Origin of the sequence: Clostridium bornimense (assembly GCF_000577895.1) — a bacterium.
GTDB lineage: Bacteria > Bacillota > Clostridia > Clostridiales > Clostridiaceae > Clostridium_AN > Clostridium_AN bornimense.
The window spans coordinates 245,391-270,185 of sequence record NZ_HG917869.1 but is presented as its reverse complement, the minus strand read 5'-3'; the positions used below and the strand labels follow the sequence as shown (position 1 = coordinate 270,185).

The 24,795-nt window shown below is 26.9% G+C and carries 18 protein-coding genes; all 18 read right to left on the bottom strand.

The features are described 5' to 3' along the window. Window positions 1-583 precede the first annotated feature (583 nt). The 18 genes from CM240_RS17000 to CM240_RS14500 all read right to left on the bottom strand — a co-directional run bounded on the left by CM240_RS17000 (window position 584) and on the right by CM240_RS14500 (window position 24,652). The gene (locus tag CM240_RS17000) at window positions 584-1,495 is read right to left on the bottom strand and encodes a toll/interleukin-1 receptor domain-containing protein (RefSeq protein ID WP_051483882.1); all 912 of its coding nucleotides are present in this window, start codon (window positions 1,493-1,495) and stop codon (window positions 584-586) included. A gap of 655 nt (window positions 1,496-2,150) precedes the next feature. Further along, window positions 2,151-2,927: an EFR1 family ferrodoxin gene (locus CM240_RS14580; RefSeq protein WP_044040235.1), complete on the bottom strand. Its 777-nt coding sequence runs from the start codon at window positions 2,925-2,927 to the stop codon at window positions 2,151-2,153. 19 nt (window positions 2,928-2,946) lie between these two features. Further along, the gene (locus CM240_RS14575; protein WP_044040234.1) at window positions 2,947-4,074 is read right to left on the bottom strand and encodes an ABC transporter permease; all 1,128 of its coding nucleotides are present in this window, start codon (window positions 4,072-4,074) and stop codon (window positions 2,947-2,949) included. Continuing rightward, window positions 4,067-5,218 carry an ABC transporter permease gene (locus CM240_RS14570; protein ID WP_044040233.1) on the bottom strand — a complete coding sequence of 384 codons (1,152 nt, stop codon included), beginning with the start codon at window positions 5,216-5,218 and terminating at the stop codon, window positions 4,067-4,069. Before CM240_RS14570 ends, CM240_RS14575 begins: the two co-directional genes overlap by 8 nt. Before the next feature lie 11 nt (window positions 5,219-5,229). Continuing rightward, window positions 5,230-6,159 carry an ABC transporter ATP-binding protein gene (locus CM240_RS14565; protein WP_044040232.1) on the bottom strand — a complete coding sequence of 310 codons (930 nt, stop codon included), beginning with the start codon at window positions 6,157-6,159 and terminating at the stop codon, window positions 5,230-5,232. A 100-nt stretch (window positions 6,160-6,259) separates the two neighbouring features. Beyond that, window positions 6,260-6,880, bottom strand: coding sequence for a response regulator transcription factor (locus CM240_RS14560; protein ID WP_044040231.1), 621 nt, complete (start codon window positions 6,878-6,880; stop codon window positions 6,260-6,262). Beyond that, the gene (locus tag CM240_RS14555; RefSeq protein ID WP_044040230.1) at window positions 6,877-8,001 is read right to left on the bottom strand and encodes a sensor histidine kinase; all 1,125 of its coding nucleotides are present in this window, start codon (window positions 7,999-8,001) and stop codon (window positions 6,877-6,879) included. The genes CM240_RS14560 and CM240_RS14555 overlap by 4 nt, the downstream gene beginning before the upstream one ends. A 52-nt stretch (window positions 8,002-8,053) precedes the next feature. Further along, window positions 8,054-8,617 (bottom strand): GNAT family N-acetyltransferase, encoded by a 564-nt coding sequence (locus tag CM240_RS14550; protein ID WP_044040229.1) that lies wholly within the window; start codon window positions 8,615-8,617, stop codon window positions 8,054-8,056. A 209-nt stretch (window positions 8,618-8,826) separates the two neighbouring features. Then, window positions 8,827-9,315 carry a GNAT family N-acetyltransferase gene (locus CM240_RS14545; protein WP_044040228.1) on the bottom strand — a complete coding sequence of 163 codons (489 nt, stop codon included), beginning with the start codon at window positions 9,313-9,315 and terminating at the stop codon, window positions 8,827-8,829. 245 nt (window positions 9,316-9,560) lie between these two features. Then, window positions 9,561-10,055 carry a helix-turn-helix domain-containing protein gene (locus tag CM240_RS14540; protein ID WP_051483881.1) on the bottom strand — a complete coding sequence of 165 codons (495 nt, stop codon included), beginning with the start codon at window positions 10,053-10,055 and terminating at the stop codon, window positions 9,561-9,563. A 155-nt stretch (window positions 10,056-10,210) separates the two neighbouring features. Further along, the gene (locus tag CM240_RS14535; RefSeq protein ID WP_044040227.1) at window positions 10,211-11,527 is read right to left on the bottom strand and encodes a HAMP domain-containing sensor histidine kinase; all 1,317 of its coding nucleotides are present in this window, start codon (window positions 11,525-11,527) and stop codon (window positions 10,211-10,213) included. Next, on the bottom strand, window positions 11,520-12,197 hold the full coding sequence (locus CM240_RS14530) for a response regulator transcription factor (protein WP_044040226.1): 678 nt from the start codon (window positions 12,195-12,197) through the stop codon (window positions 11,520-11,522). Before CM240_RS14530 ends, CM240_RS14535 begins: the two co-directional genes overlap by 8 nt. 104 nt (window positions 12,198-12,301) lie before the next feature. Beyond that, window positions 12,302-14,653 carry an ABC transporter ATP-binding protein/permease gene (locus tag CM240_RS14525; RefSeq protein WP_044040225.1) on the bottom strand — a complete coding sequence of 784 codons (2,352 nt, stop codon included), beginning with the start codon at window positions 14,651-14,653 and terminating at the stop codon, window positions 12,302-12,304. Window positions 14,654-14,733: 80 nt separating this feature from the next. Further along, the gene (locus tag CM240_RS14520) at window positions 14,734-20,019 is read right to left on the bottom strand and encodes a DEAD/DEAH box helicase (RefSeq protein WP_044040224.1); all 5,286 of its coding nucleotides are present in this window, start codon (window positions 20,017-20,019) and stop codon (window positions 14,734-14,736) included. After that, the gene (locus CM240_RS14515; protein WP_044040223.1) at window positions 20,012-21,034 is read right to left on the bottom strand and encodes a hypothetical protein; all 1,023 of its coding nucleotides are present in this window, start codon (window positions 21,032-21,034) and stop codon (window positions 20,012-20,014) included. The genes CM240_RS14520 and CM240_RS14515 overlap by 8 nt, the downstream gene beginning before the upstream one ends. Next, window positions 21,027-21,926: a hypothetical protein gene (locus CM240_RS14510; RefSeq protein WP_044040222.1), complete on the bottom strand. Its 900-nt coding sequence runs from the start codon at window positions 21,924-21,926 to the stop codon at window positions 21,027-21,029. Before CM240_RS14510 ends, CM240_RS14515 begins: the two co-directional genes overlap by 8 nt. Next, window positions 21,901-23,064 (bottom strand): hypothetical protein, encoded by a 1,164-nt coding sequence (locus tag CM240_RS14505; RefSeq protein WP_044040221.1) that lies wholly within the window; start codon window positions 23,062-23,064, stop codon window positions 21,901-21,903. Before CM240_RS14505 ends, CM240_RS14510 begins: the two co-directional genes overlap by 26 nt. Continuing rightward, complete coding sequence (locus CM240_RS14500) at window positions 23,057-24,652, bottom strand: competence protein CoiA family protein (protein ID WP_044040220.1); 1,596 nt, start codon at window positions 24,650-24,652, stop codon at window positions 23,057-23,059. Before CM240_RS14500 ends, CM240_RS14505 begins: the two co-directional genes overlap by 8 nt. Between the last annotated feature and the right edge of the window lie 143 nt (window positions 24,653-24,795).

Sequence of the window (24,795 nt, the reverse complement as noted above, 5' to 3'; positions counted from 1 at the left end):
ATATTTTAGAATCTCATATCAGTATAAAACTCTTCACCATATTTAAGTATTACGCTTTTCAAATCTTTCCCACTAAAAATCTTACTTAATTTATAATCTTACTTCAATTATGATAATAGCCACTTTTCTGCATCTTCTAAAGTATAATGAACCCTAAAATTCTCTCCTTTATTTATATCTTCTAAATCTATAACACTTGATACTTTTATTGAACTATTTTTTCTTTTTCAATGTATTTGTTTGAAAACTCTATTTCTTCACAATTACTAAAAACTTCATTCTCCATAATAGTTTTTTATCAATAGCAAATAAATCTAAATCAACTTGTGATATCCTCTACTGTTTACCTACCTCATTAGCTTTAAGTTTCCCTTCTTTTATAAATTTCCTTACTTATGATACAGTTCTCCGTAACATCACTAAGTGAGTTTTTTTATATCTTAAATATTATAAAATAAAAGAAAAGTCCCATCTTTTATTTGAACATCGTTCTCCACTTTATATAACAATTTTAGAAATCAGTATATTAACTTTGTTTAAATAAATTACTAGTATTTATACCTTCATTCATTAATAGTAGATACTAATCTGCTTCCACTATTTTTTTACATTCATTCGATTCCAAATAACGTTCTTTTAAATTCAAAAATTTCGTTAACCATCTTTTTCGGATCCTTGCATCTGTTTCAATATAAATATTATCAACAATTATATGTATTAGCTGTATAAATTGAATTTTATTTAAATACTCTATTTCATTTAATTCTGTATTTTTATTTAGTACATATGATAAATATTCATATAAATCATTATATATTTTGCCTTTTGAATTTCCCCTCATTTTAGTATGTTCATTACTATTTCTCATAAGATATTCGAAATATTCCATCGGTAATAACTTCTCAGGATTTGATAAAATATTATTTTGATTTCTCAATATCTGTAATATTTCTTCAATAGCTTCTCTATTTTCATTTATTTCAGTAGTCTTTTTGGGGTTCTTTATTGATTCTGAATCATATTCTTTTATTAAATTATTAATTGTCACATTTATTTTTTCCCACATGACTTCAAATGTTCTTTTTAATATTGACTCCTCTAATTTTGTATCATTATTATTATTTATCGTTTCTAATAATTTATAAAAATCTTCTTTAGTAAATTTAGTTGCTTGAAATCTTGATAAAGGTCCTTTTATATCAGATGGATTGACATTTAACATTAAAGCTGAAACTTTATCATCTAAAGCTTTACTTAATGCTCCTGCTTCAAAGTGAATCCAAGGTGCACTCACATTTTGACTAGTTAAACATACAATTCCAAATTCGCTTTCACTTAATTCACCTGATATTTTACTATCCCATTTTTCACCTTTTTCTATATCCTCTGTAGAAAAAAATACTTCAATTGATTGAATAACACATGGCAACCATTCTTTTAATGCACTTGCTACTTTTTGACTAAATTCACCTGACCAACTAATAAATATTTTCATGTAATTAAATCCCCCTTAAACAAAAAATAAAAGCGTGCTAAATCTATAATATTGATTATAAATCTTCACTTTAAAGTATCCTAATTTAATACTTTATTATATTTTATCATTTTAATCAATTACTTCCTATAGCCTTCTGTTATAAATTTGTAAATATAACAAATACTTATATTAAAGTATCAACAAAACAAAGATATTATATAAATTAAATTTCATACTCTAAAAAACAATCAATTGGTCTATACTTAAACAAATTTACATTGCTCTATTGCTAGCTTTTATGTATTATTCATTATATTTTGTATTTGTAATTCTTAATATTATGAACTATTTCCTATATTAAAGAATTTTTATTTTAACTTTAATTTTATTCATTATAATCATTCAAACAAATATTAAAGTTTAGATTATATTAAAATCCAACTTTAATATAAACCTTATTTACTTATTATACGGTTCTCCATATAGTAATCAAAAAATTAATAGTTTCCCATCATGTACTCATCTTACTTTTTATAAAAAGTAAATAGTAGAATCCATTAAAATTCTACTACTTATTTTAAATTAATATTTAACCAATTAGGTATTTTCTTATCTTTCCAAATCATTTTACCATCATTAAAAACCATTACTAATTTAAACATTTATGCATTATTTAACCACCTATCTTAAAGTATGGATTTTTATATCTTCCCTTTTTAATAGTTCCATCTCCATATTGAATTGCTTTCTTTGGGCATAGGTGAATACACGCTAAGCATTGAATGCATTCTTTTCCCCAAACTGGCTTTTTGTCTACTAGCTTTATAGTATTACAATTACATACCTTTTCGCAAAGACCACATCCAATACAAGAGTCTTCAACATAAAACTTAGATGAATCTGCTGCATACTTAGTAAACATTGGACTAACTAATGCTGTTAATAACGGCCCAATCAAACCTTTAGATAATTTAAATACATTATCCTCTTTATTTTTGATAACTGATAATATTTCATTTACAGTTTCCCTTGATGCCTGAAGCTTCTTATCTTCGACCTCTTTAGAATCAACATCTCCCATAATTATATAATTATTAGGCATACTTATTGAATATCCACAATTAAGCTTTAACCCCTTTCCCTTAATAGCTTTATCTATTATTTTCATAGTGCCACCAATATTTCCTCCACAAGTTGCAACTGAAAATATATAGTTGTTTTTATAATTTTTAAATTTTACCTTATTAATAAAATCAGTTACCATAGTTGGAGGTGCCCAAGCATACACTGGGAAAACAAATCCTATATTTTCTCCATCTTTCAATGTAAATTCTAGATTTTCTTTATTGTTTATAAGTTTCGATATAGAAACTATATTATCATTAGTTCCTTTAGCAATTTCATTTGCTATATATCCTGAATTTCCTGTTCCAGTAAAATAAAAAATCATTTTTCTAATACTCCTTAAACTATTTCGCTTCTTTTACTAATACTATTTTATTTTTAGTACAAAATACACTTAATAAAAATAATACTAAAGTTAATAATAATAGACAACCTAACAATGGCAATATGCTCATAACACCTTCATTTGCACTTAATTTTTCAAGTATTATATAAAACCATCTTATTGGCAATACATTACCTACTCTTTGCATTCCTTTGCTCATCATTTCAAAAGGCCAATATGAGCCACTTAGCATAAACACTGGTATAGTAAAAGTAGTCATCACTAAAGAGAATATCATTTTATTTTTTATAATCGAAGAAAGGAATAAGCCTAATGAGATTGCCATTAATACTAATATAAACAACAGTAATAGTACAATAAAATCATTTTTAAATCCAAAATCAAAGTTACCTAATTTACAAATAATATAGTATTCTATTGCAGGTATACAACATGTTAAAAAATATACTACTAATTGCGCTCCATAATATTGTCTTTCACTTACTTTACTTAATAATATTCTTTCTTTAGTGTTTTGCCTTTCATCTTCCAATATAAACCCACAACTCATTGCTGCTGTAATAAATATAATATATAAAACCATCCCCATAGCATTGTAAGGATTTCTACTTTTATTAACTTCACTTATATTATTATATTCTGGTTTAGAAGAACTAAAAGTATCTAAAACCTTCTCTATTCCTTCTTTTTCAACATCTACATTATTGCATATCATTGCTAAAGAAGAAACTTCCCCTTCTAAGTATGCTGTTACTATAGGTGCCGCTTCTCCAGCATTAATTGATTTTACTTTTATTATATTTTCTTTTCCATTTATAATATCTTCAGTAAAGTTTTCATCTATTATTACAACTACTGAACATTCTTCAAAAATTAAATTGCTAATATATTCCTCTTCACTATCTACAAAGCTTATATTAGCTCCATTCATCTTTTCTAATCCCTCTTCTATAGCTTTACCAAAGTCACCTTTGTCTTTATTATAAATACCAATATTAATAGAACTCATTACCTCCCCAGCAGATGAAAAGAAAAATATTAAAATAGCAGGTAAAACAAAGGTTACAAATAAAAAGCTTTTTCTCTTTAATAATATTTTTAATGTATTCTTAATTATTCTAAACATCTATTGTTCCACCTTTCTTCTTCATAACTACACTATAAAAAATTAATAATAAAAATGACAATATAATTGGAATCATTATTGCTATTAAATATAAGTTAGATTCTAATCCACATATCATTGTACTTGTAGCTGTATTAATCCAATAAATAGGACTTAAATACATTAATTTATTCAGTACAGGTACTGTAGTAATCATTGATCTTGTAGAATAAGAACCTCCCAAAGCACAAATTACAAAAGTGGCACCACTTAATATTCCACCAGTTGCAGTATCTGTCTTACAAGCTATACCTACAATAGCTCCAAGCATTGATGAGAATAAACCAAATACAACAAATAGTAATATAAATTTCAAAGTATTTTCTCCCCAATTAACTTTCAGAATTAGAGTTGTATAAATATAAACTAATAATGTTTGTAATATACTAATTATTGTTCCTAATGCTATCTTAGAAAATATCATAGTTCTTTCACTAGCCTTAGACATTTTTATTCTATTAATAGTATTTAATTGCTTTTCCTTATAAACTAATTCACCAATTACACCGGCTAAATTTAAAATAATTAATGCAAGTTCTGCAAATGTATAATATTCTGCTGCTGTTACTGTTCTTTTACCATTAACATCTTCACTAACTACATATTCATCATAAGTATTTTCCACTAAACTTCTCAATGCTTCTGGGTTAAACTCTGCTATAGTTTCATAAGCACCATACTTATTAAATAGTGATTCTAGCATACTTTTAAATACTTTAGACTTCATTGTATCGCCATTTTTTGATGTATATATATCAAAATTATTTTCATATAATGATACATAAGCAATAGCTTTCTTTTCATCTATATTGGCTCTAACTTCATCCAAAGCATCTACTTCTTTAAACTCTATATTAATTTCTTTTTCTATTTCTTCAGTGAACATTAAAAATCCATCTTTATATTTTGAATCCTCATTGACTGAATAATAAACCATTGAATCTTTGTCATTTTCTCCAAATATCTCTACTTCTGCACTCATTATATTATTTAAACTTAAACTTAAAGTAGTTATTAATACTATTGGAAAAAGAAAAAGCATCATTACATTTCCTTTTGATCTAAAGAACATTTTCAGTTCCTTTTTTAGCATTACGAGAAACATAGCTTCACCTCCTAGTCTCTAAGTTTTTTACCTGTTAATGCTAAGAATACATTTTCTAATGTTGGTTCTAAATTCTCAACATTAACAATTTCCCCGCCTAAACTTAATGCAGTTTCTATTATTTTAGTAAGTAAATTGGCATTTTTTATAGTTGATATCTTATATTGATTTTCACTATAAGCGACTTTTTCTATACCGGTTATTTCTAATAGTTTGTCCTCAAAATTATCTATTTTTTCTTTAACAGTTATATTTAAAACCCTCTTATCTCCTATTAAATTTTTAAGCTCTTCACTAGTGCCTTCTGCAATTACATTTCCCTTATCAACGATTGCAATTCTATCACAAATATCATCTACCTCTTGCATATAGTGAGAAGTATAAATTATAGTTGCCCCTTCATCTCTTAACTTTAAGACTGATTTTAAAATATGATTTCTTGACTGTGGATCAATCCCTACGGTTGGCTCGTCCATAATAATAAGCTTTGGAGAATGTGCTATAGCGCAACCAATATTTAACCTTCTCTTCATACCACCGGAAAATTCAGATGCCTTTTTCTTTCTTACATCAGTTAACCCAACAAAATCTAAAACCTTATTAACTCGTGTTTTTAAATCCTTCCCTCTAAAACCATATAGTGAACAGAAAAACTCAATGTTTTCTTCTGCTGTTAAATCCCAATAAAGTGCAAAATCTTGAGGTACTATTCCTATATTTTCTTTAAACCTTCTTGTATTAGTTTCTTTTTCTTCATAAATTATTTCTCCTGAAGTTCTTTTTATTAATCCACATATCATTCCAATTAAAGTACTTTTACCTGCCCCATTTGGCCCTAATATTCCAAAAATTTCACCTTTATTTATCTCTAAATCAATATCATTTACAGCTATCATATCTCCATATTCTTTAGATATCTTTTTTATTTCAAGCATTTTCATAAATACTTACCTCCACCACTCTTTATATCTTTATTATATAAAAAAAGGTGATACCTCCATACTGAAGAATATCACCTTTCTTATATTACATTTGTCATATTTATAAATTTCCTTTTAGATAATTGACTGCAATAGCTGTTCTATGCTCTAAATCTGTTTTATCTAATATCATAGTTATATAATTTCTAATAGTACCTTCTGAGATAAATAACTTTTTACTTATCTCTTTATTGCTAAGGCCTTCACTTATTGCAATAATAATATCTTTTTCTCTTTCCGTAAAATCATATTTAGTAAATTGTGGTCCACCCTTGTTACCTTGAAATTTATTTAACACATTTTCATTCATCACAATAGTATTGTTATAAACAGAAGTAATACTTTGAACTATTTGATCCGGTGTGCTATTTTTTAAAATATACCCTTTAGCACCATACTCCATTGCTTCATTAATATAATCTTCTTCATCAAAGGTAGTCAAAATCAAACATTTTGTATCTGTTTTACTTGCGATTTCCTTTACTGCTTCAACACCTGACATCTTAGGCATTCTTATATCTAAAAGTGCTACATCTATTTCTTCTGTAGCGCAAATGCTTACAGCTTCTTCTCCATCTTCAGCAACAGCTACAATTTCAATATCGCCTTTTAACGGTAACAGTACTTTTAAACTTTCTCTTATTAAGCTATCATCATCACAAATCAATACTTTAATGCTCATTTTTTTCTCCCCTTATTTATAATCATATTTACTACAAATCCATTATCATTATAATATTCAACTCTACCGTTTATTTCTTCTAATCGTTCTTCTATTCCTCTTAACCCTAACCCCTTAGATAACTTTTCTACACCTCTGCCATTATCTCTTATTTCAACTCTATAAAACATATTAAATACTAATATGGATACAGTAATTTTTGTTGCATTAGAATACTTAGCTGCATTAGTTAATGCTTCTTTAATGTTATCTTCTATAATTCTAAGCTCCATTAATTTAATAGTTGAAGTATCTCCATCACATAAAAATGCTGTTTCTATTCCAGTAACATATTGAAATTTTAATACAAGTTCCTTTATATTCTCAATTCCTATAACTGATTGACCTGGCTTAACTTGTCTTAAAAAATCTCGTATTTCTTCCATCCCTTCCCTTAAATTATCCATTGCTGTAACTAAAGATTTTTTTGCTATTTCATCATTGTTTCCTATCATTTCTTTAGTGACTTCTAACTGCATAATAGAACTTGTTATTCTATGACCTAAGTGATCATGAAGTTTCTGCGCTATAAAATTACGTTCCTTTAATACTGTAATAATATTACTTTGATCTAAGTATTTCTCTAACTCATCAATCTTTTTTTCCATAACTATTTTACTGTTACTACTGTATTTATTTAATCTCTTATACTTTTCTTCCTCATTTAATTTATCCTTAATTTCATATAAATATAAATTAGTAATAATTATAATTATGCTTATAATTATTAACTCTTTAATACTAATATACTCTAAACTAGTAAGATACAATGTAAAAATTGATATGGCTACATTTGTATATAATTTAAGATTATCTTCAAATAAATCAAATAATAGTATAGTGAACAATAAAGCTGTATATGTATGTCCAATAAACATACTAAAAACAATCAGCACAAGCTCTATTAGTGTTATTATTTTATAATTTATTTTAATTATATTTTTGATAAGATGAATACAATCTATTAAAAGCATAAATAATATTGAATAAATAGTATATTCAGTGCTTGTCCACGACACTCCTGTTAATATAATAATTCCAATTGATATTAGAATTATAAATGCAGTTATTGACTTTTTCATATGAAACTCCTATTTTCCCATTATTATCATTATATTAACGCAAACTTGTCATTTATCTATTATTTTTAAATTCACTCCTCAATAAAGAATAGTACATTCTACCAACATATTGATTATCCATAAAAAAATAATCTCGTAAAGTACCTTCATAAAGGAAACCACATTTTTCGATAACACGTTGTGAAGGCTTATTTATTGTCTTTGTGCATATCTGTACCTTGTGCAGATTCATTCTTTCAAATCCATATTTAATTACTGCTTTTGTAGCTTCTGTTGCTAACCCTTTGCACTGAAAAGCAGAACCAATGCAATACTCAATTTCTGCAAAATGATTCTTACTATCAACAAGAAAATATGCAATTTGACCAATACATTCCTTTGTTACTTTATCAATAATTGCCCATCGATAATAGTCACTATTTTCATAGGAAGATATATATTTATCCAATAGCCCCCTTACTTCATCTTTTGTGTTATATGTTGGTTCTGAGTAAAGTGATTGGATTTTTTCATCAGCAACCCAATATTTCAACATTGCATCATCATCACTGTATTTAAAACGACGCATAATCAATCTTTCAGTTTCAATGACCTGTGTTCCCATATGTGTCAACATTATCTTTCTTCCTTTCAAATTCTTATTTTAGTTACCAACTTTCTAATCACTAAAATTACATATATCAACAAGTTTATGATTTATACATTTTATTATACATGCCTTTACTTTCCTGGTAAATAATAAAACTGTTTATCTAGGAGGGAGCTTTTGTATGAATAAATATTCTCCATAAGAAAAGATTAAATTAGTGATGGTCATATATTTTTTTATTTCAAATAACAAACATATAATGCCAAATTGTAATCTTTACCCACTGAAACACTTTCTACATATTTAAATCCTTGCGCTTCGTACAAGTTACATAACTTTCTTCCATTTACATTACAATCAAGTCTTATCTCATTAATTTTTTCTGCATATGCTTTTTCTTTTATAAAATCAATCATCTCTTTAGAAATTCCATTTCCTCTAGCTTCTTTTTTCACTGCTAACTTATGCAAATATAAAGATGAATTTTCTTCTACATTGGGCCAATACTTTAAATCTTTATTTGTTATCGCCATACATGCAACAGGTTTATTTTTATCAAAATAAATATAGAAATCATCAATTTTGTACTCTCTCGATAAAGCGACCCATTTTACACTTTCTAAACTCCAAAGATTTGAAATACCATTAGATTTCATCCATATAACTGCATCAAACAATATCTCTTCAACAGTGCTAATATCTGTATTTTTTGCCCTTCTAATCATTTTTACACCTTTTTTCTCAAATTCCTATTTAGCTGTAGTTTTTATCGCCACTGAAATTTTATATACATTAATCAATTGGTAATTTATACATTTAATTATATATCGCTTTAATTACTTGGTAAAAATCTCTTTATTTATGATCAAGTTCTCCACAACACAGTAAGTGTGGTTTTGTACTTCTGTCCTTCTGTGCATATTCTACATAATTTCATTCTTAAATATTATCCCAAGTACTAATTAATACTCTAGTTTTTATTTGAATTTTTTTTTGAGTACTTTACCCATGTATAGAATATAAGAATTATTCCTAAAACAAGACAGCAACCACTTATAGCTTCAATAAATCCCGAAAAAAATTGTTCATAAGCCTTTCTTCCCGGTTGCCATATAGCAGAATAAATTGCTGTAATAAATGATATTGATATGGCACATAAAGCTCCTATCAATGATTCATTTCTTTTCAGTTTTTGAATTTCATAAAGTAACGAGTTTATAGTTTTATTACTTTCTATCTCTACATTTTCTTGTTCAATATATTCTCCCTTTAATAATTCATTCATTGAAACCTCCAACACTTTACTTATCTCTTCAAATAATGAACTATCTGGTAGACACTTTCCACATTCCCATTTGGAAACTGCTTTATCAGTTACATTTAGATATTCTCCAAACTCTGCCTGTGTATAATTTTTCTTTTTTCTAGCCTCTGCTATGAAGCGTCCAATTTTTTGCGTATCCATAATCGCACCCCCTTTAAATAGTATTATAATTTCAAAGTCACTATATCTAAACCTACTACAGGTAGAATAGGTAGAGTAAATGTAGAATATGAATATTTTAGTAAAAACTCATTTATTTGTGGTATTATTCTCCATATCATAAGTTAAATATAATTCTATTCATAAGGTAACCTTATTAATATCTCAGTATATCTTCCAAGCTCGCTATCTATATGTATTTCTCCTTTTGACAAATCAATTATTCTTTTACAAATAGATAATCCTAATCCGTACCCTTCACCTTTTCTAGAACTATCTCCTTGATAAAACTTATGGAATGCCCTCTTTTTAGTTTCTTCATCCATTCCTAAGCCATAATCTTTTATTTTCACAAAAGCATACTCCGAGTTTCTATAGCAACAAATATCTATATTACTATTTTCTTTTGAAAATTTTATAGCATTATTTATTAGGTTTATCCACACCTGCATTAAATACTCTTCTTTTCCGTAATATGATATACTTGGTAGATTTAAATTGAATGATATATCTTTATTAGTCCATTGTTTCTCAAGCAATATAATGGTTTTTCTAATTTGTTCATCTAGAAAGAACTTTTTATTATCTTTAAAGTTATCTATATTGTCAAGTTTTGAAAGTGTTAGTATATTAGAAGATAATTCTGATAATCTGCTAGCTTCATCAGATATAATATCTAAATATTCTGTCCTTTCTTCTTCTGATAATTTTGTATTTTTAAGTATTGTCGCAAACCCAGCTATAGCTGCTATTGGCGTCTTAAATTCATGAGATACATTATTGATAAAATCCGTTTGCATATATTCTATATTCTTTAATTCTTTAGCCATAGAATTAAATTTTTCTACAAGCATACCTATCTCATCATTACTTTTAATATCAATATTTATATCAAAATTACCTGCAGATATTTCATTTGTAGCATCTGCTAACTTTTCAATTGGCTTTGTCATCTTTCTTATTACAAAACTTATTATAATTGAACAGATTAATATATTAATAAATAGTATCAATTTATTTAGTCTAGCAGCGAAAAATTCCAAATCTGAAAAATGCTTTAATTCTATTGTAATATAAGTATCCTGTATCTTTCCTACTGCCTTTGCACGAGTTTTTTTACTTAGTAAACATATAAATTTATTATTTTCACTCAACTTCTTTTTTTGAAATTTTGTCAGATTTAATTCATCTATATTTTTATTTACCGTTAAAATATATCCCAATTTTTCACAAGTATCTATTAAGCTATCTAATTTCTCTTCATAATTTTCCGCATTTTTTAATTCAGAAACAATTACTTCATATCTATTAGTTAATACTTCTTCTATCTTGTTATCTATATAAGGCAATAATATTAAAAATGATATTATATTTCCTACTATAATAGATATAATTAAAGCTAATATAAATTTGAATTTTATTGTATTTTTTAATTTTCTAGAACACTTAGTCATCTTTTCTTACCGCCTTATAACCAAGCCCTCTTACTGTTACTATTTCAAATTCATTGTAATTTGAAAACTTTTCTCTTAATCTTCTTATATGAACATTTACCGTTTGTTCATCACTTTTTACATCCATTCCCCATATATCATCCATCAATTGCATCCTGGTGAATATTTTGTTAGGATAGCTAAGGAGCTTGTATAACAAATAAAATTCTTTCTGTGGAAGTTCTATTTTTTCATTCCCTTTTGTAACTGTAAGCTTGTCATAGTCAAGCACAACATCTCCTATAGTTAATTTATGTTCATTATTTATATTTGCCCTTCTGAGTAATGCTTTCACCCTCATTAATAGCTCTTCTAAATCTATAGGCTTTACCATATAGTCATCACTGCCTAGTTTAAATCCTAATATTTTATCTTCTTTAGATTCTTTTGCTGTAACTATAAGGATTGGCAAATTAGTATATATTTCTCTTAATTCTTTTATAAGTTCAAATCCATCCATATTGGGCATCATGATATCACATATTACTAAATCTATCATATTATTATTTATTATATTCAATGCCTCAAGTCCATCTGTTGCATTATAAGTTTTATATCCATTGTGAGTTAAATATACATCAATTAATTTTCTTAGTTTATTGTTATCTTCAACTATTAATATCTTTACCACTCTACCACTCCTAAATTATATATAATAGGATTTTACTATATTTTATATCTAATATTAAGAGGCTACCTTAATTTATAACTTAAGATAGCCTTTATAATTACTTTCTATTCACTTCTAAGTGCTTCTACTGGATTTTTTCTAGCTGCCATTTTTGATGGTATCCATCCACCTATCATTGTAAGTGTAAGATTTATTAATAATAGTGCTACTGCATGTACTGGATTTAGCTTTGCTATTGACTCTAAATCTGTCATTTTGTATAAAATATTATTTATTGGTATAGTAAGTAACCATGCAATTGATATACCTAATATTCCTGAGCTAGCTCCTATTATAAATGTTTCAGCGTTAAATACTCTAGTAATATCTTTTTTTCTAGCTCCTAACGCTCTTAATATACCTATTTCTTTAGTTCTCTCTAATACTGAAATATAAGTTATAATACCAACCATTATTAAAGATACAACTAGTGATGTAGCAGCAAATGCAACTAAAACTATAGTTATTCCATCCATAATACCACCAGTCATATCTGATATTGTCTTCGATAAATCAGTATATACTATTTTATCCTCTGAAGACTTATCTTCATTATAATCATCTAAATATGATATAACTTGATCTTTTTCTTCAAAACTAGTTGGATATAACATAATTGCATATGGAGTTGCATCCCCTCCAAAATGTGCTACTAAATTATTTTTAGTTTCTTCATCAACAGATTCTCTTGTTATTACATTATAGTCTGCATCTTTTTGAGCTTTTACTATATCAGATTCTTTAGCCCTTTCTATAACTAATTCAGTTAAATCATCACTATATGCTATTCCTTCATTAATCAAAGACATACCTACATCATCTTTAATACGTACTATACCACTTAAAGTTAATGTAACTGTATCATTTGAGTTATACATTTTTTCATAATCACTTGAAGGCATATATGTATTAAATTGTGTTTTTTCATAGTAATCATTGTTTGATATTAACTTGAATTCCATACCTACTAAGTCTTTAAATTTAATACTCTCTATATCTGTTGTATCTATTCCAAGATTTTTCATAGCATTTACATCTACTCTATTATCAGAATCTACTATAAGTACTAAATCAGTTTCTGATTTAGGATATTCTCCTTCTAATAGATCATAATTTTTTTCTATAAAAGATGCACTATCACCTTTTATAGAGCTTGGATAAGAAGCTAACCCTGATGACATTTGGCTATGTTGTGATGAATTACTATTGCTTTTATCATCAGCACTAAATGTTATCGGCTTTATCTCGTCACCAACTTTTCTTAAAAGATTCATAGATGCTATTCTTGTGTAACCTATGCTATCAACGATTTCAGGGTCAATATTTTTGATATATTCTATATAATCATCTGATATGTTATTTGTATGTGTTATCATATCCTCACTTGAATCATATAGATAAACTTCATCTGAATCAACCTTTTCAGATGATCCACTAAGTTTTTTCTTCATTTCTTCTCTTCTAGATTCAATAGCCTCCTTACTTATTTCTTGAGCTTGTCTAGAAATAGTAATTGGATATTCTGATAGTGTATCTTCCTGCGTTTCTGCTATCTTTTTATCAAATCCATTTGATAAACTAAGTATAACAGCAATTCCTATAATACCAATGCTTGATGCAAGGGCTGTTAAAAAAGTTCTTCCTTTTTTAGTTTTAATATTCATTGCAGATAATTTTAAAGCTGTGAAAAAACTCATACTAGTTTTCTTTAATGAATATTCCTCTTTTTTTGTTTCACTTTTTAGTGGATTTGAATCTGATACTATATTTCCATCCCTAAACTCTACAATTCTATCTGCATAATCTTCAGCTAATTCTGGATTATGCGTAACCATTATAACTAACTTCTCTTTTGATATTTCTTTTATCAATTCCATTATTTGTACACTAGTTTTTGTATCTAGTGCACCAGTAGGTTCATCTGCAAGAATTATCTCTGGATCATTTGCCAAAGCTCTTGCTATTGCAACTCTTTGCATCTGACCACCTGATAGTTGATTAGGCTTTTTATGTATATGATTTTTTAAACCTACTCTTTCAAGAGCTTCAAGGGCCTTTTGTCTTTTTATTTTAGATGATATTCCACTTAAAGTCATCCCCATTTCAACATTTGATACTATATCTAAATGTCCTATTAAATTATAGCTTTGGAATATAAATCCTACACTATTATTTCTGTATGAATCCCATTCGGAATCTGAAAATTCCTTTGTTGATTTTCCATTAATTATTAAATCACCAGAATCATACTTGTCCAGTCCACCAATAACATTTAAGCATGTTGTTTTTCCTGATCCACTTGGTCCTAATATAGCTACAAATTCATTTTCTCTAAAATTTAAAGATACTCCATCTAATGCTACTTGTGTAAAATCACCTGTAGTGTAGCTTTTTTTAACATTTTTTAACGTAAGCATGCATATACCTCCTCTAACATTTATAAATATACACATGCTACATTAACTGAACATTAACTTTTTCATCAAAACTATGTTGCTTATCTAGTTAATGATGAAATCACTTTTTTATATGCTTTAGGCAATGCTTTCTTTATGATTTTATCACTAATGTTAATAGAATTTTTAGAAAGTCTATTATCAAATTCATTCCACATTGCTGGGTAAACATATACTTCTTCTAATAAATTTCCATGCTCAATATAAAATTTATTATTTTTACTTATTAATTTTATATTAGTATCTAGTTCAACAAGTTCTTTTAAAGGTTTAATGAGCTCTTTTTGCTTTGTAAATGTTAAAGGTAAAGATAATTCATTGTTCATAGCCCAATTTAATAAATCAAGTGCAGCAAATCTATCCAGATTATCTTGAATTCTTTGATTCCAATAATGTTTTAAGCAATCATGACATGCTGTATCACAATTATTTTTACAACTTATTAATGTTTCCTTTGTTAATTCAAATAACTCTATGCTTCTATTAGCAAGAGAAGAACTATAACCAGCTCCACTGGAAAGACTATCAAAAATGAAGATATCTATAAATGTTTTATTTTCATCATATCTCATTCTATAACCGCTCTTTATATCCTTAAAGTCTATATCTAACAATCTACCAGCAGATAAGATTAAAGCTTCTGAAAGTGTTTGTGCTGCAGATTTAATCCATAAACCATCAAAACTAATATTAATTTTATCTGGATCTAATGCTATTTCATAAACAACCATATCAGTTAAAAATTGATGACCTAAAAAAACATTTTCTATTACATTATCAGAATGATAGCATCTCTGTTTATTATTTGGATGTTTAAATGGTTTACCTATGCCTTTTAATTTATTTATATCATCACCTGGAATTGCAGCCCCACAATCTTTACAAACCGTGAAACCTTTTGACTGTGGTCCTTTATTTAAAATAATTAATGGTTGATCCGAACGATTAGCAAATCTAATGTTAAATAAACCGTCACATGTTTTCATATCATCATCATTAGGAGTAGCAGAATAACAAGGTTCTTCTGCATAAGATACTTCATTTTCAGCTTGTGATTCTTTTATGGAAGCACCATCTTGTGGTGAAAATCCCCATGGCTTAACTAAAACATGAGATTTTACATCTGACTTTCCACAAAATGGACATTTGTTTTCAGAAGGCTCCTTTAATCCAAACCAATTACAAGAAGCATTATTACAATAAAACAGAGATCTACAGTAATCTTTACTATTAAAATAATGCCTAGCTGGAGTGTAACTATTTTTAGTAGAAAACTTTGAGTGGAAATTATAAATACCACCAGATTTATAAGTTTTCTTATCAACAACAATGATACGTCCAGGTGCATATTCAGTAATTGCTCTATCTAGTGATTGTTCAGGTTTTTGTTCTATTTTACTACCAGTATAGTCCTCAATATAGAAGCCCACTACATCTCTTGGAAAAGAATATGTTGGGAAAACCCCTTCCTCTAACATAACATCTAAAACAGATTTGTCTTTCCCAGTAGAATTCTTATAGTTTTCAGGAAAATCACTAACTTTTAATCTAATAGTTTCTAAATCTTTAACAAATACACTTATATAATTATTAAATACATAATCCATTTTACTTGGTACTAATTGAGTTATATCCTTGTCTGTTAATTTTCTGTTATTGAGGAAATCTACAAACTGTTCATAGTAGCTATCAAAAAATGTATTTATACTTAAATTATTAATATCTTCTGAATTATTCATAATGAACTCTGCAAAATCTACAACATGTAGATGGCGATTTATTAATTTTTCATTTTTTATATCAATCCAAGGTAAGCTGGGAGATCCTGATATTATTTTTTCAGGATTATTAAAATAATAATTATCATGTGGACCATTATCAGTATAAGTGACAATAGTAGATATTGCAGCACTTCGTCTACCAGCTCTACCAGCCCTTTGTTGGTAATTTTCACGCATTGGAGGAACATTTCTAAGTCCCACAGCTGTTAATGAGCCAATATCTATACCTACTTCCATAGTAGTAGTACAACTCAATACATCTACTGGTTTTACATTACCTATATATATATCTTGAAATTTCATTTCATAGTCTTCAGTAGTAGACCACATCTTTTCTTTTTGGTCTTTATGTGAAAGTTGAGCTGTATGTTCTTCAGTATTAATTCTTGTCATTAAAACACTTTTATCACCATGAAGTGCTTTAATTACTGGAACTCTCCAAAAATTAACACCTTCAAAATCATCAGAATTCATTAATTTAGGTGTCGAATTACAACAAATAGCACATTTATCATATAGCTTGAAAGGAAATATACGCCCACATTTATTACATTTATACCATTCGTGTTTTTCTTCATATTTTAATTGAATTTGTGATAAATTTAAGTATGATGAATTATTTTTATTACCATTAGCTAAAAATATTTCCAAATTTTCCGAAATAACTTTTATATTATCATCAGTAAATCCGTTATTTTTTAATAGTTTAATATATTTATCTGGGAGTTTTAGTGGAAGTTGAACACCAAAACGGTCAAAACCAGTAATATTTTTCCTAATATCATCTTCAATATCGTTGCCTAAAGCATAAGAGTCAGTAAGAATTTCATTGCACCATGCTGCAAAGAAAACTTTAAAATCTGATATACTCATATTAACATTATTTTCATTAAAACTATCTTCAACATCATCTAAGTCATCGTCATCACTAGGTTCTAACCAACATAATCCTATATCTGTTAATGATCTAAAGTTACTGCAAAGTTGTTTTAATAATTGTTCCTTATATAATCCTGGAACATGAGTAAATTTGCTTTTTTTATTATCATAATCTATATTTCCATTAGTTCTTTTATAGAGTTTCTCCATTTTTTCAAGGGCTTTTCTTAAATCATCTTCGTCTTTACCATAAAAAAATCTTAAATTATTTTCATAAGCTATTTTTAAAAATACTATATATAATAAATCCATAGATGCTTGTTTATTATTCTTTTTAGCCCATGATTGTAATTCACTTGCAGCAACAGACAACGCTTTCTTCATAGCATCTTCATCAGCAGCACGAGTTAAGTCTTTTGCAAGCGTTGCAGCCCGTTGACGACTATCTGAAAATAGAAGGACTTTCCTTCCAGCATTAGGAGTTTGTTTTATTTGACTTTCATCAAACATAGTTGGTGGTTGAATATATAATTGTTCTGATACTAAATTAAAAAATGGTTCATTACCCTTAGTAGAAAAATCTGTTACTTTTAATTTGTGCTTTTTACATTTAGGACAAGAGTTAAATGTATACAATGTTGGATTTTCTTTATTTTCTTCCTCATTATAAGCAACTTGAAGATAGTTTAGTTCATTAGCATGAGAATCGTCATAAAAAATCTTCCCAGTGATACTATTTATCCAACAAATTTTAATTTTCTTTTTTCTGTTAATGTCTTTGATATCGTTATTTTGAACGATATAAAAATGAACTTCTTTATAGAATTCATCCGTTAACTCACTTTTTTGATTCCATACAAATTTATCTCCAACTTCTGAAGTATCTAGATATCCTCTAAAGAATAATGCACCACATGTTCTATCATTTAGTAGTTCATAAATCTTACCGCCACATTTACAAGTAGATTTACTCGAATTAATATATACTTTACCAATGTTTAAATTGTTAGTAGGATGTTTCTCACTACAATTTGGATTACTACAAGCATATATACCAGAAAGGCCTCGAAACATAAGATGCAATCTAGAAGGAAAAAGCACTTCCTCTTTATCTTTTGCTAAAGGTGCTATTGCAAGAAAGGCACTAGTAGCTTTTTTTGCTGATCTCTTATCATCATTAGGAAATGCTATGTAAGCTAAGTTATCGAATTGCGTTGCATTGCCTCGACACTTTTCCATGATTCTAATCATTGGTAACGAAGACTTTAGCTGATCATAAAGCCAACTTTGAACTGCATTGTTATCACTAAAATCACAAGTGTTTAAATTATAGCCGGCACAACATGAAAATTCTTTTATTGCCTCAATTTGTTCATGTGAGAGTCCTTTTCCTGTTTTAGTTTGCAATGAGCTAATATCAAAGTCTTTAAAATTAGAAGCACTAATATCATTGGCATTTTCATATTGTAATTTTTCCTTTTCTCCAGTTAATAAAATAAAATTGTTGTTTGTATATTCATTAGCACTTAAATTATTAGCAAATTCTAATATTTCTTTTTCACTATTTTCTGGAATAGAAGCACTGGTCATGATGAAACGTATTTTAGAGCGATCTATATCTAACTTATGCATCAGTCTTCTTATTAATAGAGCAACTTCTCCACCAGAACACCCGCGATACATGTGAGCTTCATCAATTATAAATAATAGTTTATTATCAGGCGATAAATTTAACCATTTCTTTGTTTTATTCCATATATCTGCTTCTGTAGATCGAATAAGCATAAATTCTAACATAGAGTAATTGGTAATTAAGATATCAGGGCAACATTTTTGCATTTCTTGCCTAGTAATTAACTCTGTATCATATTTATCAGTAATATGATTTCCACACCTAAGGTTATCAACAAAGGATTCTAAATTAATTTTAGATGGATATTTACCTAACTTAATTAATTCCTTTTTTATATTATCTTTTAAATCTGGATTATTGAGTTTTAATTCCTTTGTTAAAGTATCTGCTAATTCAATATCTCTTTTTTCATTTTGTTCACCAGCATAGGGCGTACGACCAGTATACATACCAAATTTTGGAACACGCTCGCATTCAGTCAATTTTTTAAACATATTATGAAACTTTTTATTATCGTCCCCAATCATTTTTCTAAGTCTTCCAAGCTGATCAGAAACTAAGGCATTCATTGGATAAAGCATGAGAGCTCGTACACCTTCTTGCTGCCAAGTAGATTTATTATTAATAGCTTCTGAAACAATACTACTTACCATTGGCCACATAAAACACTCTGTTTTCCCTGAACCAGTCCCCGTAGCAATAAATAAGTCTTTATTATCACAAAATCCTTCTAATGCAGCTATTTGATGTTTATATGGTGAGCTAAATACACCTATATCAATTTTTATCATTTCTAATAAAACATCTTTTATTTCTGGTGTAATATAGGGACTATTTTTTATGCCGCCTTCTATTTTTAAATATGCTGGATTTCCTTCAATATAAGGTTCTTGAAATAAAATTCCTGGTTTACTTAATTCTTCATTACAAGCTTCCAGTAAGTCTTCATTTTTTCCGAGGTATATTGTTTTAATATAGTTAATCATTTTATTTTTTAAAGCTTCATGTGTACTTTCAATAGTATATTTATCCATAATACTCCTCCATAATTATATTTAAACCTTCAAGGATAGTTTTTATATATGGCCATATATCTGAAGTAAATAACCAACAGAATTCATCATCTATACTTTTACATGGCCATCCTAGAGTATATAAGGAGATTTCTTCACTTAAAGGTAGTTTCGCTTTAAGATGAATCATTATATAATCTCCATGAAATTCATAATAGGCTTTAATTGGATTCTTGTATATTGCACGAAGTCCATACATAATTTTAGTAGGTATTCTTTCGTGAACACTTAATTCGTCTATTCTATAAATAAATGTAGATGAGTTATGCTCCTTTTTTATATAGTAATTATAATTATAAGTATAATCATATACTTTTTCTCTTAGTAAAGTATATTTTTCTGATATCAAAGAAGGTTTATCCTCCCAACAATTATACATATTTGATGATTGTTTATGAGGATTAAAAAACTCGTATCCTTCAATAACATTTTTTTCAGTATATCTTAATGAATTAAGATAATTATTAGTAAAGTTAATTATATTTTCATTATTATTAATTTCTACCACATTATTATCTTTTACAATCCATGTTAAACCAGACATTTTTCCATTTGCAAAATCTAAAGGATATCCATATAATCTAGAGATACCATCAATCATTTGATTTAAGTAAGGCTCTTGAGTAGCTACATTGGTAGAAAATCCCACATTAATCAAATTGCCACTTTGAAGTAACCTTGTCCTAATAATTTCAATTGGATTGCACTTGGAATTAGGATAAAACCATTGTTTAGCATCAGAATATAGTAATAAATATTCATTAAGTAAATTCGATGATTTATTATATAGATATCGTTTACTAACACCAATAGTATCTTTATCAAAAGGGCTCTCTGAGTCAAATGTACATGCTAACATAAGTAAAGAAATTGCTGAATATATAATCCGACCTCTATATTGATATACTGGTTCACTTTCATATGTTAAAATTTTCAAATCTTTACTAACTGACGATAATAAATCTATGTTATTCATTCATCAAACCATCCTTTAATGAATTTATATAATCTTTGATAATAAGATTATTAAAATCTATAGAAATATTTTTCATACTTAAAACTTTAGAAAGTGTTACTAAGGATTTATTTGATAATGTTATATCATTACCAAAGTTTCTTTTTATAACTTTATAAACATCAGATAATTTATCAGCTGAATACTCATTACGTATTTTATTATAATCAAACTTATATTTATATAAGGTGTTATCTGTTGGGACTTCAAGATAATTACTTGTATTTATAAATAAAGAATAATTTGAAACTATATTCTGTATATACTTAATATCTACAGAGTTATTAACAGTAAATATAAAAAGCTTATTTTTACAATGTTTTGTTAAAATACTATAAGCATTAATGTTTAAGCTATCTAAAACACCTTCAATAAGTAATACTTTTGAGTTAATTGAATTTATACGATCTATAAGTTGATTAAGATTGTTGTAATTACTTGGAAAATACAATTTTGAACTAGGTTTCCCATCAATTACATATGAAATAGCATCAGATAACTCATCAGCAGAATCATTAACAATCAAGCTAGTATTTGTTGCAATAGAAGCAATAATTATATCTGCTAAAGGATAATTGTAATCATTAGATACTCCCATTATTCTTAGATTATCTGCAAGGTCATCTACTAAATCATCGATATCATTTCTAACTTCTAGATTAACCATCGTATCAATATCCTCTATTAAACATAAATCACTTTGAACTGAAGATATTTCAATATTATTTGATGTAGGAATTATGCTTTCAATTATTCCAGTCATAGCAACAGAATGAACTATATTATCTTTAAATAGCTTTAATTCATTATCTATATCCTTTTCTATTTTATTTTTTTTTTGATTTAAGTTCATTATGTTCTAAAGTTAATTTCTTTATAGAATCTTCAAGTTTGGATGAATGAGTTTTACACCTTTTTAGTTTATCATTGTTAATAACTATTTCTTCTTTTATCTTATTAAGTAATAGAGTATGTTCGTCTATTTCTTTTTCAATAGTATACCTTTCTGAATCTTTTTCTTTTAGCCATATTTTTTTAGCTGCTTCAGTACATTTTTCAAAGATATTTTCTTGTGATAAGAGCCATTCTTTAATAAGAATATCCATATCATTATCCTGTAAAAAATCATCTTTAAAACTAGCTGTCAATTTTTTGATTGTAAATGATAAATCTTCTGGTGAAATGAATGAAGAAGAAAGAAAATCATTCATTTCCTCATTTTCTATACAGAGATCCTTAAAGGTATTTATAAATTTCTTTATTTCTGACATAGTTAATTGAAAAATATCTTTTTTTTCTTTTAATCTTTTTTTTATATATACTATGGCATATTCACTTAAATCCCTTAAATAAAAACGTTCATTTGATTTATTAAGTTGTAGATATTTATAGAAAAATCTATTAGGTATATCATACCTTTCTATAAAATGATCTATGTTGAGAATATCATTTTCATTTATTATATGAACATTAAAATAATGTGTAGTATGCGCCATATCATTACATTCTTTATTTATTGAAAATATATGTTCTTTTTGTAAGAAATTGTTTATATTGCATTCTAATGTAATATATTGAGAATTGTTTTTTCCAACAACTAATAAAAAATTATTAGTAATTTCATGTGGAATAGAGATACCTTTATACAAAAAATCTCTTATTTTAGATTCATTTTCTTTTAGAGAACCTAAGAATAGATTATTTAGAAAAATTATTTCAATTGGTGAGTATATACACTCTTTTGAATAAGATTTTGTAATATCATTCTCATAAGAATCCCATTCTCTACATTCTGCTTTTCCAGTCCAAGTAGCTACTCCGCCTATTATAAATGGATTATATTTATTAGAATATTCATCATATCTTGAACTATATTCTGCTATATAGAATTCAGACTTATCTATATTTAGATCTGCAATTCTGTAAAATTGACATATTTCATTTTTAGGATTTTTAAGATTTAAACATAATGAATATCTTTTGTTATTCATGTAACCCCTCCTTAAATTCTTGTTTAATAATATACCATGTACCTATTGGAATTTTACCTTCATCAGAATATCTTTTAATTAAGTAATAACACATAGGATAATTGGATAATAAAATTAATATTTTTTTTATTTCTATTGGTATTGATATTTTAACAGTATGCGAAGTAAGTAATAACTTATGATATAAATCTGAATCTATAATCTTTTTAGATATAATTTTATTAACAAAGCAAATTTTTCCAATCAACTTATAGGAATTAAAGAAAAGAAGTTCATCATTTAATTGTATGTTTGATATTCTTAATTCCTTATCGTTTAATAATTCATATTTCCTATAAAGATAATTAGTTTTATGATATATGTTCAATTTATTATTTGATTTAGCAATCAAATCAACGTACTTTTTTGATAGAGTATATTCAGTATTAATATTAATTATATTATTAGTATTATCTATATCATAAAGTATGCAGTTAAGCTTGCCATATATTAATTCTTGATGTATATTTGAAAAAATAACTTCGTTACCAATATACTTTCTATCTACAGATAAGAATTTATTTGAGTTAGGATAAACTTTAATCTTAAAACAATTATCCCCAAATGAAGGAATAAACAATTCAGTTACTTTATCTTCAATATATGAATATATCTTTGGCACATCATTACCAGTTTTCACAGTGCAAATTAAATCTTTATTACTATGAATTAAATTAAAATTACTATCTTTCTGCACCACTGGTGGCCATAAAGGAATTATCTCTGGTTTACAATATAATAAACCTATTTTGAAGTTTAGAAGTAGATATTCTGCTATTCTCTTAAATTCAATATCATCATAAGGTGTAATTTGAATTGTGTAGACGTTATAGTTTAAATTATTAATAGGTAACGAACCAATATATTCTTTTTTCATACCTGGTGGAATATTAATGAGATTATTTTTTGATACCATATAATATTTTTTTTCAGTATAAATTGAATCATTTCTATGAATTTTCTTTCCACCACTTTCTCCATATGAAAATATTGCATTATCTTTATAGAAACCTTCAGAGTACTGTGACCAGTATTTAAGTATTTCTTCATTATATTTTGAAGTAGAAAAATCAATTATAAAGTTCGAGTTATTTTTGGGTATAAAATTAATAGGAAGTAAAGTTGATGCATCATTTAAAAATCTATTAATTGCAAATTTTTGTTGTTTATTTTCATAATATTTATCTGTATCTTTTATTGTAATATATAATTTCTCTTCAATGAGTTTATCTAGAAGATTATCCTTTAAAACAGGAAAAGAAATATATAATTCAAATGAACTATTAGATCTTTTAATGTATAATGGTAGTCCTATCCTCTCATATAGATAAGTTTTTACAAATCCATCAACTCTCTTCTCACATTCTGGAGAGATTTCAGTTTTTTTATAGTGTTTAAAATGCGGAAGTTGTTTCATACCAGAAACAAAGCGTACTTTCTCACCACATTCAGGACATATAAACAATTTTAATCCGTCAATCTTGTTTACTTCTGAAGCATCAATTTCTTTTTGCTTTCCAGTTGCATAATTGTGAATAGCTTTTCTCATAAAATCACCATACTATTATTGGATATTTTGCTATTATATTTCTTAATAATATAATTTTACATATATCTAAATTGTTATTCAACATTAAGATAACTCAATATATTGTTATCTTCTATCCGATATATTCCTCTAAATAATTTCTC